The 14,697-nt window shown below is 41.3% G+C and carries 14 protein-coding genes; 6 read left to right on the top strand and 8 right to left on the bottom strand.

The genetic code is table 11. The features are described from left to right. Positions 1-2: 2 nt before the first annotated feature. From E7747_RS10765 to E7747_RS10780, 4 genes are all read right to left on the bottom strand, one after another. Positions 3-2,372 carry an AAA family ATPase gene (locus tag E7747_RS10765; RefSeq protein ID WP_136415887.1) on the bottom strand — a complete coding sequence of 790 codons (2,370 nt, stop codon included), beginning with the start codon at positions 2,370-2,372 and terminating at the stop codon, positions 3-5. 3 nt (positions 2,373-2,375) lie between these two features. Continuing rightward, positions 2,376-3,410 carry a metallophosphoesterase family protein gene (locus tag E7747_RS10770; protein ID WP_136415889.1) on the bottom strand — a complete coding sequence of 345 codons (1,035 nt, stop codon included), beginning with the start codon at positions 3,408-3,410 and terminating at the stop codon, positions 2,376-2,378. Between the two features lie 95 nt (positions 3,411-3,505). Beyond that, entirely contained in the window at positions 3,506-5,002 is a 1,497-nt protein-coding gene (locus E7747_RS10775) for a hypothetical protein (protein ID WP_136415891.1), read from the bottom strand. Further along, complete coding sequence (locus E7747_RS10780) at positions 4,968-5,492, bottom strand: hypothetical protein (RefSeq protein WP_136415893.1); 525 nt, start codon at positions 5,490-5,492, stop codon at positions 4,968-4,970. The genes E7747_RS10775 and E7747_RS10780 overlap by 35 nt, the downstream gene beginning before the upstream one ends. Positions 5,493-6,505: 1,013 nt before the next feature. Here E7747_RS10780 and E7747_RS10785 point away from each other — a divergent pair. The 6 genes from E7747_RS10785 (at position 6,506) to E7747_RS10810 (ending at position 11,833) form a co-directional block, all read left to right on the top strand. Then, positions 6,506-6,706, top strand: a complete 201-nt coding sequence (locus E7747_RS10785) for a hypothetical protein (protein WP_128701917.1) — start codon at positions 6,506-6,508, stop codon at positions 6,704-6,706. Then, positions 6,693-7,088, top strand: a complete 396-nt coding sequence (locus tag E7747_RS10790) for a hypothetical protein (RefSeq protein ID WP_136415895.1) — start codon at positions 6,693-6,695, stop codon at positions 7,086-7,088. Before E7747_RS10785 ends, E7747_RS10790 begins: the two co-directional genes overlap by 14 nt. Before the next feature lie 53 nt (positions 7,089-7,141). After that, a complete protein-coding gene (locus E7747_RS10795) occupies positions 7,142-10,420 on the top strand; it encodes a TSCPD domain-containing protein (RefSeq protein ID WP_136415897.1) in 3,279 nt (1,092 codons plus the stop codon). Then, positions 10,398-10,883, top strand: coding sequence for a 4Fe-4S cluster-binding domain-containing protein (locus E7747_RS10800; protein WP_228449140.1), 486 nt, complete (start codon positions 10,398-10,400; stop codon positions 10,881-10,883). The genes E7747_RS10795 and E7747_RS10800 overlap by 23 nt, the downstream gene beginning before the upstream one ends. A gap of 135 nt (positions 10,884-11,018) precedes the next feature. Continuing rightward, positions 11,019-11,405, top strand: a complete 387-nt coding sequence (locus tag E7747_RS10805; RefSeq protein ID WP_136415901.1) for a lipoprotein — start codon at positions 11,019-11,021, stop codon at positions 11,403-11,405. Beyond that, positions 11,405-11,833 (top strand): hypothetical protein, encoded by a 429-nt coding sequence (locus tag E7747_RS10810; RefSeq protein ID WP_128701914.1) that lies wholly within the window; start codon positions 11,405-11,407, stop codon positions 11,831-11,833. The genes E7747_RS10805 and E7747_RS10810 overlap by 1 nt, the downstream gene beginning before the upstream one ends. Positions 11,834-12,172: 339 nt before the next feature. Here the strand turns inward: E7747_RS10810 and E7747_RS10815 are convergent, their stop codons facing one another. Genes E7747_RS10815 through E7747_RS10830 form a run of 4 tightly spaced genes read right to left on the bottom strand, consistent with a single transcriptional unit; the run spans position 12,173 to position 14,680 of the window. Next, positions 12,173-12,412 carry a hypothetical protein gene (locus tag E7747_RS10815; RefSeq protein ID WP_128701913.1) on the bottom strand — a complete coding sequence of 80 codons (240 nt, stop codon included), beginning with the start codon at positions 12,410-12,412 and terminating at the stop codon, positions 12,173-12,175. Positions 12,413-12,429: 17 nt separating this feature from the next. Then, positions 12,430-13,074 carry a hypothetical protein gene (locus E7747_RS10820; protein WP_136415902.1) on the bottom strand — a complete coding sequence of 215 codons (645 nt, stop codon included), beginning with the start codon at positions 13,072-13,074 and terminating at the stop codon, positions 12,430-12,432. Beyond that, entirely contained in the window at positions 13,071-14,012 is a 942-nt protein-coding gene (locus tag E7747_RS10825) for a hypothetical protein (protein ID WP_136415903.1), read from the bottom strand. Before E7747_RS10825 ends, E7747_RS10820 begins: the two co-directional genes overlap by 4 nt. Next, on the bottom strand, positions 14,009-14,680 hold the full coding sequence (locus E7747_RS10830) for a hypothetical protein (RefSeq protein WP_136415905.1): 672 nt from the start codon (positions 14,678-14,680) through the stop codon (positions 14,009-14,011). The genes E7747_RS10825 and E7747_RS10830 overlap by 4 nt, the downstream gene beginning before the upstream one ends. Positions 14,681-14,697: the final 17 nt, after the last annotated feature.

Below are 14,697 nucleotides of genomic sequence, written 5' to 3' on the forward strand. Positions count from 1 at the left end.
TATTAATTTGAAATGGTTGAAATTCCTTGTTTTTTTACTATTAATAGCTTATGCGGATAGCCTTCTGAGACACCTCCCTGAGTAATGAGTAAGGCGGTCTGGCCGAGCTTGTTCAAAGCCTCACAATAGGTCGCCATACCCATTTCATCAGATTTATCAAGTAGCTCATCTATTATGATGAAATCCAATCCTTTGCCATCCTCACAATTAGAATTTGTAAGAGTGTGAAGAGAAAGGATACAAGCCAGATTCAGTCGAGCCTTTTCGCCTCCGGAGAACTTATGGTAAGATCCACAATCAATACCGTCACGCATAACCTGAACTGAAATCTTATCTCTCAGTTTGCCGGTCTTAGTTACTGTGAAGCCTTCCAGTTTAAGACGTATATCAGAGCCAATCTTCTCCAGAAAGTCATTTACAATCAGGGAAAGCGCGTCAATCTTTTTTCTTGCAATATATGACTTGAACATCACAAAATCCAGCTCCTGCTTCTTCAAAATGTCATACTCTGATTGAATGTCAGAGGCTGATTTTTCGGCTTTCTGAAGATCTGACTGATACTTCTCCAAAGAAGCCTTCAATGAGGCTGTAAAGTCAGTCTGTGGAGCCTCCAACAATTCACGTTTTGATTGCTGGTACTGCGCCATCTGACCCTGAATAAATTTTATAGAAGAAGTCTGCTGGGAAATGTAGTTTTCGCCATTGGTTATACGACCTTCCAGTATGCCATTGATTTCTCCGAACAAACGATTACGCATGACCTCAATCTTTCCATTGATACGGTCAAGCTCATTCTCGGTAGAAATTTGTTGTTTCTGAAGAGATGATACTGAACGCTCTGCCTCATCCAATTTCTTGGATAAGGACACTAATGATGAATATTCTGTATTTAAGTCGAGAGACCGAGATTTGATTCTTTTTTCAATAGTCTCAATCTCATCTGATTTGGTAGCAGCCTGATCATCATAGTGATCAAATTCTTCATTCAGTTTCTTGACTTTGGATTTATTATCCTCCATCTCAGTTCTGAAATTGACAAGATTTGCTCGCACCTCTTCAACGGTAATCTCGTTACCGACAAAGAATTTATGCTCACATTTCGGACAGATGATTATGCCATCCATCATAGCGGAATTTCGAGCAATCAAAGTCTCTAATTGAGCCTGACGTGACTTATGAACCTTAATCTGATCCTCAATTTTATCAAGTTGCTGATCAATCTTAGCAACCTCTTTGTTGAATTTCTCAATGAGAGCTTTGTCTTTTTCAGTCAATTCAGACTGCTCTTGGGTATGCTGAGTATAAAGATTATTTTTGCCTTCATAATCCTTCTGAAGCTCTTTTACTCGCTTATTGGCAGCATTTATTTGAGCTTTAAGTTTTGTGATCAGGTCATTTGCGTCAATCAGATCTTTCTTGTATCTTTCTGACAAAACATCAAATTCACTGACAGTCCCAAGCTCATTCACTTCACACATGGACTTTATCTGGTGATACGCTTCCAACAACGCTGTGTCGGACTCTTCCAGATTGGCCACCTGCTTTTGGAGTTGTTGCAGCAATTCAAGACGTTTTTCACCCTTGCTCTTTTTATCCTCAGCAGCCTCGATGTCCTCACGGCATTTTTGTATCTGCCCGTCCAGTCTTTCGATATGCGATTCACGTTCTTTCTGTGCATTGACTTTTTTCTCATCAACCTGAGTTAATTCATTTTCGATAGCTGAGATGGAGCCTTTTACGTTGATAACCTTATTGTTTACCTCATTAAGACGCACAACAATAGGCTCCATATCCGCTTGAACACGAGCAATACTTTCATCAACAATTATGCCGTTGCTAAAACGGTTGATGACCTCTTTCTTATTCTTGTCAGAACAGTCGAAAAAGCTCTCATACTTGTTGTCACACAGTATGAAATTGTTATAGATGTCATCTTTGGAAAGCCCGATTTCATTAAGAATGAACTTATTATAGTCCGATACTGTAGGCTGGATGGTCTTGTCTGTCTCAATCTCCTGACCGGCTGCATCGTATTTATGGCACTCAATAGATTGAGGGGCATTACGACTAATGTTGCGCTCAATAGTGAATGTGGTGTCATTGAAATCGTTATCAAGCCTGAGATAGACATAAGCCTCGTCTGCATGATCATTGATGATTTCCTCAACACTTTTAACCTTGCGGAGCTGCTCACCAGTCAATGCAAAAGAGATCGCTTCGATAAGTGATGATTTACCGGAGCCATTGCAGGGCTGTGAGGCATTATCCTCATTTCTACCAAAGATAAGAGTAGCTACACCCTGCGATATGTTTAATGTTGCCTCGTGAAAAGAGACAATATTTCGTATTCTAATTTCTGATAATCTCCACATGGTTTAGCCCTCCAAATATTTGATACCCAGCTTACTGTCAATCGCATTTTCATTGCAATAATTCTGATATTCCTTCTTTATGCCCTGCTTGTCATATTTTTCGTGAATATCAGCAGCAGCTGATTCATTAGGTAAATTGCTGGCCGCCACAACTTCAACCTTGTGAAAGCCTAAGTCAATAAGTTTCTGCTTATCAAGCATTTTTGCCTGCTTGTCATCGCATTTTACCTTGACTTTATACTTGTAGCGATCATCTTTATCCAGAGTGAATTTCTCAACACTCTTAGCATCCAGTTCAATAGTCTGATACCTGGTGTTGACTTCATTCTTGACAAAACCATAGGATCCATCGGCATACAAAAGGGTATAACCCTTCTCTTCATCTTCACCAAAGTTACCCTGGCGTGATGAACCGATGTATTCAATATTGGTATTTTTGATTTTGACCCGATTATGATAGTGTCCGCATAGTACGGCCTTGAAATCGAGTAAAGGAGCCTGGGGTAATTCTCCGTCTATTTCAAAATCACCTAACGCACCATGCACTCCTTCATGGATATAAAGGATGATGTCGTTTTTAGTGAATTGTGGATATTGTTCGAGAGTGTTATTAACAGCCGCTTCCAGTTTATCCAAAAATGAACCATTCTCAGGGAAATAGCTCATAAGAAGCAGACAGAAGTCACATCCATCCCAAACCAAAGCCTTATAGACATCTACCACCTCAATACCCTGTAATCCAGTCCATAGGTGATTATATCCTTCAATGGCTTCTTGATCAGTTTTATCATGATTGCCTTCGCCTATTGTCACATAGACACCTTGGCTCACAGCTTTGGTCAAAGCTGCTTTAACGGCAAGTAAGGTAGAAAGTGTTTGAGCGGCCCTGGTAGTGAACATATCACCGGCGATAACGACTTCCTCGACCCCTTCACGTTGACACACTGACAACATTTCATCCCAGTTCTTATTGAACTCAGCTATGTTGTCTTTGTTAACGTGTATATCGTTTATTAACAAAGCAATAGCCTCTTTCATATTCCTATCTGAGATTTTAGATTAAAGAATGAGAGGGCACAGGCATTGAGCCAATGCCCTCTCGAACTGCATGAATTATTATCTAAAGACAGGAATTATCTTAGGCGACGCTTGTGAAGTCTACGAGGAGGTACAGAATCCGAGGCCGGGGCCTCATCTTCTTTCTCTTCCGGAGCTTCAGGCTCTGGGTCAGGCTCTGAAGCTGTTTCGGCTTCACTTCCCGGACGTGCGCGGCGTGCGCGGCGACCAGTTTCAGGTGCCGGTGCAGGAGCGGCCGGTGCTTCTTCAGTCTCGTCAGGGTCAGGATCTTGCCCTTCATCATCTCCCTCTTCGGGATCTTCTTCAGGTTCCTCTGCCTTGGGCTTGGGAGCACGGCGACGGGCCGGTGCAGGAGCTGGAGTCGGATCTTCCTTGGGCTGCTCTTTAGGCTGCTTGGCCTGCGCATCGAGAGCTTCATCAATTTCTTCAAGAAGCTGGAGATTGTTCTTTGTGCGAGAGATACGCACGTCAAGATCCTTGGCCTCGATAAACATACGGATCTTCTCGCGGAGCTCCTGATATTCATCAGACTTTTCATTCAAACCCTGATCAACGATGCTGTCATACTCGTTATAGAGTGAATCAATAGTGACCTCATCTTTGTCGCTATCCTTACCGGAAGCATTTGCAAGGTCAAAGTGTGATGTGTCATCGGCCGGCAGTTCACCCTTTAAGGTCTCAACAGCTTCGATAAAGTCAGGCTCTTTGCAGACTTCCATATCGTGTTCCTCATCATATTGCTGGAGGAACGCAAGTGTAGCCTCCATCTGATAACGAGTGTAACGATAGAGCTGTTCGGGGAGGCGCGGAAGTTCAAGCAGCTTCTCAGCTTCAGCTTCCGTGATGTCAAGTGTCTTACGACCAATTTCAATCGTATAGCTGGTTTTATTATTTTCAGTTTTACGAATGACCTTAACTGGATAAGCGTCAGTAAAACCACTGATAGGACATGTATCCTGACCGTCATCGGCCTTTAGTTCGGCCCAAAGACGCATTTTGGCAGCATCAAGATCCTTGTACTGGCTGTGTGAACATTGCCATACTTGTGGACCTTTTGCACGTTCCTTGTCACTGGAAACATCAAGCACCATAAGTGCGTGCTGATAATTCCAGCGAATACCGCCTTCATACGAAGAACTGGTGAGGAGCTTCATCAGAGCCTCGTCATCACCATACATCTCCTTGGCAATCTTAACGTAGGTGTCAAGAAGGTCAACTGACTTGCCGACTTCTTTATCGGTAGTACGAATGACAGGAATACTGAGTTTTTTTGGCTTTTTACCCTTCTTATTGGGAACCTTAATTCCCAGGAAGAACTGATGGACGGCATACTCATAGCCCTTACGATCCATCGGGAGAATGTTACCCTCATTGTCGAAAGAGGGTGCCAGAGGCAATACGCGGATTGAATACTCGCCGTCCTCGCCCATACGGAATCTCTCTACTTTGGGGGCACCGGCTTCTTGCTTTGCTTTTTCTTCTGCCTCGGCAAAAGTGAGTTGTGTTTGCTGGAACGCTTCAAATGCGCTCAGTTTTCTTTTTTCTTCGCTCATCTTTAGATAATTTGCGCGAAGAGATAAAATTGCTCCAATCTACCTCTTGATTCAAGTAGGCTTGGCTATGCAGTTCTCGCATTTCAGGATCTCTCAAGTCCTCATTACGGGGAACCTCAATGCCCCATTCCTTTAGGGCATATTCAACGACTTTCTCTATAACGCCGTTGACATCACTTGCTTTCTCCGATTTTAAGTCGCAGTATTCAAACTGCTCATTATCTATTTCGACGGTATGAATCGGAGCAAACATATCCTCGAAATATCGGTAGAGTGCAGTAGTGCCGGGATGGTTGGGCAAAGAGTCCGATATGTATTTCAGCACCACTGAGAAAAAATAGGACAGATAAGGTAAATTCCTATTTCGCGTATCATCACAAACAACGAATAGATAGTTTTCATTGTCGGGCAGCTTTTCACATACCTTCTTGAACTCGTCAATAAAAGTGTGTCCGACCACCTTTCGCAACTTTCCTTTTCCTTTAATCATGTCTTCATACTGGTCATGTCATTTGGTTTTCGTTGCTGTCATCAGGTTTTCGATGGCAAAATTAAGAAAACAATTTGATACCACAAAATAATTTTGAAAAATTTTTAATACTGAATACTAAAAATGTTATAATGCGCTGGTTTATAATATTTTAATTATATATTATGATGTATAGTTAAAATCTCTTACGCACACGCGAGCATTATAAAGACTAACAAATGCAACTGCAAATAAATGTTAAAATTAAATCCATAATCTCACTTTATTGCGAAATTATTTGGAACGAAGAATAATTAGCATTAACTTTGCATCGCAATGTTGAAAGTGGTGTTTCAGCAAGCGAAGATAATAAATATATTTTTGATCGCCGAAGGCATCATCAACATATTCCCTAACCTCCGTAAGCGTACACCACCTTGGCTTGCGGGGGTTATTCTTTTTCCCCCTAATTCCACAACACTGCCTGGTGCCAGCTTTGAGTGTTTCAAGCAACTACCAGTACAACATTGAAAGCCGTAGCGGGCCTTTAACTTCTGCAACATGGCAATCCGGCACAACAACGATGCGTGGATAGATGCAATGCAAAGTTAATGCAAAAAGCAGTCGTTGGCAAGTAAGATGAAACACTCTGGGACGAAAAATCCATAGGGAGCGGCAAATGATAATGCCAAGGCTCTATGAGCCGAGAGATAACTTCAAGAACACCTATGGTGCTGACGGCATATTCACAACCCACCGGGCACGTCTGAGACTCGCAGGGATATAGCGAGAGTCGCGGGGTAGGAATGATGATCCGCATTATCATCATTAGGCAAGTGCGACTATAAATAAGATTTTGCCCTGTGCAACAGTATAACTGTACGCAATGAATAAGCAATGCACAGCGAGTAGGGCGAGACTTCAGTTTAACCCCCTATAAGGGGTAACTGTGCTCGTAAACTACCGCAATGAATATTTTTTTGAGCGCACACGAGCGCAAGTGATGAAAGCAGTGTTTCTTAAAAACTTCAGCAATGAAAGAGAAGAAACAAAATCTTTTAATTGTTTTACTGCTGATATTGCTTGCGTTTTCTTTGGTCTTAAACTGTCTCCAAGGAGAACAAGTCAGCAGACTGATGAATGAGATGAGAGATATGGAATACATACAGTCCGTACTCTCATCACACATCGAAGAATTGGAGCGTGGGGAGGGCGAAGAGTATGGAAATGAATAATTATACTCTTGATGATTTGAAAAAAGCCGTCTCTGTGCTCGAAAATCACAATCACACCAGAGATTTTCAAGCTCTGGAAGAAATCTTGCCTCTGGTACTTGTAATCCTCAAATCTCAGGTCAGAAAATCTAATCTTCCGGAAGGAGTCAACAAATTCTATGCTCCAGTCTGGGTAGATGTCCTTTTAGAACGTCTCAGTTCAAGTGATCAGCCACTTTCTGATGAAGAATACTGTGCGTTCCGAGCTGATGTCGAAAAATTATCAATAAGTGATTACAAAATAGCCAATGATGATTTTATTGGCTATGTGCCGGTTTTTACTTCTATAGAAGGGATTACAGAAGTGATCTTGGCATTGAAACATTACTTTGGGTTTCTCTAATCTATTATTAGGTGCCGGGCATACCGTTATGTCCAGCCCAATATTTTTATTATATGAAACAATCAAAAACTATCAAACCAAATGATAGCTGTTCAGACAATCCCAGCATGACTGCTGAGGAATGGCTGAACAATGAGAAGCTATCAGTTGATATTTGGCACAACAAATATCAGCAAGGAGATGAGACGTTTGAAGGATGGTTGGATCGTGTATCAGGAGGCAATGAGCGGATCCGACAACTTATCAAAGAACAAAAATTCATCTTCGCCGGGCGAATACTCTCAAATCGTGGTGTGACTGACCGAAAGATTACTTATAGTAATTGCTACTGTCTGACACCGCCACAGGATTCTCTGGAGTCCATTTTTGAGGCTGGCTCTAAACTCGCTCGTACATTCAGTTATGGAGGCGGCAGTGGTGTCGATGTAAGCAATCTCAGACCTAAAAATGCTCCGGTCAATAATGCCGCTAAAAGCACATCAGGTACTGTGAGCTTTATGGACTTTTACAGCTACATTACCGGTCTTATCGGGCAAGAGGGAAGACGCGGTGCATTAATGATAAGTATTTCATGTGAGCATCCTGACCTTGTGGAGTTCATTAACTTGAAATCCAATCTCGATGTATGTACCAAAGCGAACATTTCCGTTCGCATGACAGACGCTTTTATGCAGGCTGTGGAAAGTGGTTCAGACTTTACTCTCCATTTCACTATGGAAGATGGCTCAGAGATTACAAAGATTGTAAATGCACGAGAAGTTTTTATGCTTCTTGCTCAGCGCAACTGGGAGATGGCTGAACCTGGTATTCTATATTGGGATCGTATTGCTAATTACAATCTTCTCCAAAACACTGGGTTTAAGTATGCAGGAGTAAACCCATGTGTTACAGGTGACACTCTTGTTCTGACAGAGAATGGTTATGCGTCCATAGCATCACTTGTTGGTCATAAGTGTGTGGTGTGGAATGGGTATGAATGGTCTGAAGTGGAGCCAAAACTTATGGAAAATAATGCACAAGTGTATGAAATTTCCTTTAGCGACGGCACTTCTATCAAATGTACGGATTATCACAAATTTCCAATTAATACTGGAACCTATCATAAGGCAGTAGATACCCGTAAACAGCTTAAAGACATCAAGGTTGGTGAAAAGCTAATCAAATGTGCATTCCCAATAATCTGTGGACCTTCGGAAAATTCTGGAGTGTGTATGTATACTCAGGGATTCTTTAGTGGCGATGGATATTATTGTGCAGACAGAGTTACGCCATATATCAAATTCTATGGCAGAAAAAAATATTGCATTCCTTTCTGTGATACTATAAATCAGAGAGGGGGAGATTCAATGTCAACTACATATTCAGTTAATGTTAAGTATCATAAAGAGTTTGTGCCCGACACTACCTTTAGCGTACAAGACCGTCTGGATTGGCTGGCTGGTATAATAGACTCTGATGGGTGTCGCAACTCTAAGGATGGTGCTATATCAATTTCGAGTATTAATCGTGATTTTCTTTTGAAAATCAAATATATGCTCAATACGTTGGGTAGCACCGGTGTTATTTCTCTTATGCACGAGGAAGACAGTAGACAACTGCCATCCAGTGTAAAGGGTGAGTCCAAGGAGTATCATTGTCAAGACTCTTATCGTCTTACAATTAATGCTTCCAATATGCGGATTCTGCTAATAGCTGGATTAAAAACTCATAGAGTTGAGGTATTTAGTGCCCCTAATCGTAATGCTACCAGATTTATTAAAGTTGAATCTATTGTTCCTTGTGGCAAAGAAGATGTATTCTGCTTTAACGAACCAAAGAATCACACATTCATAGCAAATGGGTGTATCACTGGCAACTGTGCCGAAGAGCCTCTGCCGGCTGGTGGTTCTTGCCTCCTTGGAAGTATTAACCTTTCCAAGTTTGTAGAGAACCCATTTACGGGCCATCCTATCATCAGGTATGATGATCTTGCAAAAGCTGTTGAGTGCGCCATTTATGCCTTGAATGACGTGCTGATGGAAGGATTACCATTGCACCCTCTTCAGGAGCAACGTGATTCTGTTGCAGGCTGGCGTCAGATCGGTCTGGGAACTATGGGTCTTGGAGATCTATTACTGATGTGCGGTCTTAAATATGGTGCGCCGGAGTCTATTTCAGTCATTAAAACAATCTATCATCTGATTGCAAGTACAGCCGTCAAAACCTCTTTGCAGCTTGCCAAAGATAAAGGGTGTTTCCCGAATTGTACTCCCGAAATCAAGGAAGCGATGACTAAGTGCGATTTTATTCGCAATCTTGACCTCCCCCAAGAAGTATTGTATGAGATTAAAGAATACGGTCTCTACAATTCACAGCTTCTCACTTGCGCCCCCACTGGAACAATCGGCACCATGCTTCAGGTCAGCACCGGAGTTGAACCAAACTATGCTTTCTCATACAATCGCCGCACAGTATCACTCCATAAAGAAGAAACCGATTATAAAGTTGATTCAAAAATTGTTGCTGATTATAAAAAAGTGACTGGGAGTGATGCTCTCCCGGAATATTTTGTGTCAGCAGAACAGATACCTTATGAGAGACGTATAGAGGTTCAGGCCACGTTACAACGCTTCATTGATGCGTCTATCAGTTCTACCGTGAACTTGCCTAATTCTACCACAGTTGAAGATGTAGCCAATCTCTATCTTCTTGCTTGGAAAAAGGGGTTAAAGGGTACAACTATTTGGCGTGATGGCTGTCAGCGCCAGGCTATTCTAACCAAAGAGGAGAAAAAAACTGAAGAGAAACCAGGTCTTAAACGTGGTGAAATACAAAGAGCCTCTGACGATCTTGTTGGGAAAAAGAGAACTTTGCAAACCGGGTGCGGCACCCTTCATCTATCTGCTTGGTTTGATAAGAACACTGGAGAATTGGTTGAAACATTTTTTAGTAAAGGTTCTACGGGTGGGTGTGCATTGTTTATGACAGGTCTTTCTCGTATGACATCACTTGCCGCTCGTGCAGGAGCTCCAATAGAAGCTATCGTTGACCAGCTTCTGTCAAGTGGCACTTGTCCATCTTATGCTGTGAGAACAGCAACTAAGAAAGATACCTCCAAGGGTTCCAGTTGTCCTGTTGCAATTGGTAACGCTTTGCTTGATATGTGTCGTGAATTGCAGTTGGAACAGATGCAAGCATATCGTCATATTTTGGATGGGCATTGGATATATAACAGTTCCGAGATTGCTGAGAATCCGGCACTTTCTCCCAAATGCCCCAAGTGTGGAGAGCCCATCCAGATGGTAGAAGGGTGCATGACATGTCCGTCCTGTGGCTATTCTAAATGCAGTTGACCTTATGCTGAAGTATAGCGACATAATGATAGGATCACAAGAGATTCCTGGTGAGGCGTCTCTTGTAATCAATATCACTAACTGTCCTTTCAGATGTAAGGGGTGTAATGCAAAACAGCTATGGGAAGATTTTGGAGAGCCGTTATCTTATGAAAATCTCAATATGCTGATAGACTCAACTCTGCAAGACATTACTTGTGTTTTGTTTATGGGTGGGGATATTGCGCCAGATGAGATTAACGAACTTGCCAGCCACATTCGAGCCAACTATCCTAAGTTAAGAATAGCTTGGTATAGTGGTGGAGAGACTATCACAGTCTTTACTGAATATAAAAATTTTGATTACTTGAAATTTGGCCCATTTATCAAAAAGTTAGGTCCTCTCACTTCTACAAAGACCAATCAACGATTATACAAGGTAGAAGGTGGTGTTCTGAGGAATATAACAAGGCTTTTATGGTAAGTATCACAAGCAAAATGAAAATCGCAATTTTCGGTCATAAACTGGAGGTTGCGATTTTTCATTTGTCTGGGTGCAAGATTTTTAGTAATTTTGCGCTACTTTCCGTACATTGGTACTGATAACAACAAATTCAAAATGGCTATGAGACAGTCGATATTCATTCTTTTATTTGCTCTGTTGCTGAGTGCTTGTAGCAACAAGGACGCAACCCCTCAACAATGGGAGTACACTATTGTATCATTCCCTGGATCCAAGTTGCCCACAGTGTATAGTCCGAATGATAAAGAGGCACTAATAGAGTTAAGCAACTCTCAACCACTAAACTTTCCAGAAGCATCAGCTATTCCTAATTCTCTTAATCTTTATGGTAAAGATGGCTGGGAACTTGTTAGTGCTTACACAACGGTTGAGACTGTTTTTCCGAATTTTGGAGATGCAAGTTATCATACCGGAATGAAAGACAATACACGAACTAATACAATTAACTTTGTATTTAAGCGTATCAAGCAGAAGGGTAAGTAGTGGCAAAAAAGAAATGCGATCCTAAACCGGCGCCACTGGTAAAATGTCTGATATGTGGTGAGACCCTTAAAGTTACCAAGTGGCGCAAACATTTGGCTCGATTTCACGATGAAGTAGATGATCCCAATTTTAGAGATTTCTTTGTTATTTTGAAACACTTATCTCGTTCAAAAATCAAGTGTCGCTTATGTGATCAGGTAATCACACTAACAGACTGGGAATATCATCTGAGAGTGAAGCATGGATTAAAAAATGATTTAAGACTCAAAGAATTTTACATAGGTCAAGACTCTTCTACCCAGATTGCAAATAAATCGTGGTATAATCCACAGTCCAACGAAGATTTACCTTGCGGCACCATTGTCAATGGTCCACCACCAATCAAGATTATTTACAACTCAATATTTTCAAGCAGGAAGAAATTTTAATAATAAATGCACCGGGCTTATTACTCGGTGCATTGTTTTACAGCTTTGTGTATGTAATGACTGTTTCTGGCATAGTAAACAGCATCTTTCAGAGTCCATCCCGTAGGACGTAAGGGCTTCAATCCAAATCGACGGTATGAGATTAACGCTCTTCGGAAACGAGCCGTCTTAAAGGCCGGATTTTCACTATTAAGAGCGATTGTTTCAATAACCTGATGACTGATAGTGCGACTTCTGTCTGTCGTTTTAATGATATTTCGATACTCCATAAGCAACAGATACTCGACTGGAGCATATACGAAAAGGAAGTGCCCTAATGCAGTCTCGTGGAACTTGACCTTAATCTTCCGGGAGTTTATTTTCGGCCCCGGTTTCTTTTTTCTTTTTTGACTTCGACTTTGGGTCTGAGGTTTCGGTGGTTGCTGCCACAACCTCTCCTTCTCCCCAGTCCTGAACTTGATCTCCAGCATTGGTTTCAAGGATTACTTCGGTTGTTGTCGGCTGTTCAGGCGACACACTTTCCTGATGTTTCTGTTTTCTTTGATGGGCGTAATCATTGCCCAGATTGTGAACTTTCATATTGTTTGAATTTGAAGTTAATATTCGGTATCTGCAATTATGATGTTTATCTTATTGAAGTTGATCATAAATTTCGACATTATGTTTCGGATATCGCGTTCATAATCCTCGTGGTTGTAATTGACAGTATCGACAATGGCTGGCGCATAAACATTAGTCTGATCAATCGACTCCAGATAATCATCATTATACTTTTTGCCGTTATCCTCATTATCCCACAATAGAGCATTGTTCCAAAGCATACGATTCTCCCACATACCAGTATTAATGCAGGTCAGATTCATATTCATACTAACCAATGGCTCAGTATCAACATTCCATCTAAGAGCATTACCCCAGTGTAATCCATTTCTCCAGACATTACTACTGAAGCAAGAGAGAGATTCATTGATACCCTGGGTGATGAAGAAATTATCGTTTTCTTTAAGAAAATGAAGTTGAAGGCGATACTTCAGATACCACTCCAAAGATGATTTCTGAGCAGTGATATGACATTCAATGTATCGCTCTAATCCCCATGCCTTAAAACGGCTATGGGCAGAGGCAATCGGACTGAGAATAGCCTGTAGAAGCAGGGAGATTTTCTTACCCCTTGCCCAAAAAGGCAATAATCGGCCGATTAACTTGGCGTTGTCAATATTAGTGAAATCAATATTTATCATTCTTGGTCAAGAGAGGCTAAATACTGGTCCATCTTTGAAGCTGCTACCAGTGTAAGATTATCACTATTGATGGTCATAACCGAATTGGTGTCAAGCAGACGGATATAGCCACTCTTCAACCTGATACGATTATTCAGTTCGACCGGCTCATCATATTTTCGATCAGTTGTATTATATGAGCTGACATAGATCTTTATACTGTTGCTGATGTCAGTAATGTGTTCGGTCTTTCTAATGACATCCAGAACTGACTGATAGTAGAACATGCCATTAAATTCCAGTTCATTGGCGAAATCAATCATTGCTTGCTGTAATTCCGTCAATGCCTGGGCTGCCGTCACATAACTGTCATTATAATAAATGGGATTGTGCTTATCTGCAATAATGGTGATTATGTCACCGGGGGAGCTTTCACAATAGATGTCGGCTCCTATAAATTTGATTTGCTGAACATACATTCTGAAAGCGGTCAGCTCATAATCATTGAGAGGCATATAAGGAATACCATTATTGACTTCATTAGAGTTGTCATTGGCTTTGCATACTTTCAAAGTGAGCGACATATCATCAGTTTGCCATGCAGCTTTTTCAATAATTCTGTGAGATGTGTCTGGCTGGACGTATTCAATTTTCATTGTGTCTTCATTGAAACGTAGCTCATCTCCAGTTTCAGTCACACTATTGTATTGGAACTTTTTGGCCATCATTGCATACCAATCTGGAGTGCCATTGATGCGACCTTTGAGAACTTCTGCAATCCTTACTTGAAATAGGTCAAGCACAGCCTCGTAAGTATGTATGCAGACGGCCACAACATAGGTCAGCAAGTTGAACATACTGAGCTTACTGTTGCTGCGGCCGGTATTGAGTTCTGTCAGCTGGAGATAATTGTTTCGTGTGCTGACAGCTTCGGAATATATTTGACTTACACTTCTCATTGCGTGATTATCAGTTTATTTAAGTCCTCAATATTTAAGACCGAAAGAAATTCATCGGCATAAATAGTTCCGAGGGGATAATAAATACCATTAAGTTCGCGGAAATCCAATTTTGAACATTCAAAGTCACCATAGAAAGTAATGATATGTTTTCCGGACCCCTTATAGCAGTGTTCGACTTCTTGCTCTTCAGTTCCTTCTACTATTTGAGGAGCAGAATAATCTCCCCAGTCCACTATAAGGTGAGTGTCGGCTTTTAACCGCATTATCATATCTGTGGTCTGACCTTGCTGATGTATGACAATCCGGGGAGTATAGAGTGATTCCCAATACATATTCTGCTCATCTGATGACATTTCCGAGAGAGAATTGTATATGGCAGAATGATAGGTTGCAATATGACTCTTGACCAGTTCCTCTATATCAAGATAATGATAGATATGCTCCCCATTTTTAACCAGCACATTATTGTCCTTTAGCCATATTACAATGCTCTTGTTGATAGCAAACTCTTCATGATAGTTAAGAACCATACCATAGGATAGTTGGGTTTCCATATTGAGCCATTCATTGCTTATCAACAAATCAAAAATGCCCTCTATACTGCCATAGAGAGTCAATGCTACATCGTATATATTTTGTCCGCTTCGGACTTTATATTGCGCCATTGATTTTTCAATATTAT

The sequence above is a fragment of the Duncaniella dubosii genome (genome assembly GCF_004803915.1).
GTDB classification, from domain to species: domain Bacteria; phylum Bacteroidota; class Bacteroidia; order Bacteroidales; family Muribaculaceae; genus Duncaniella; species Duncaniella dubosii.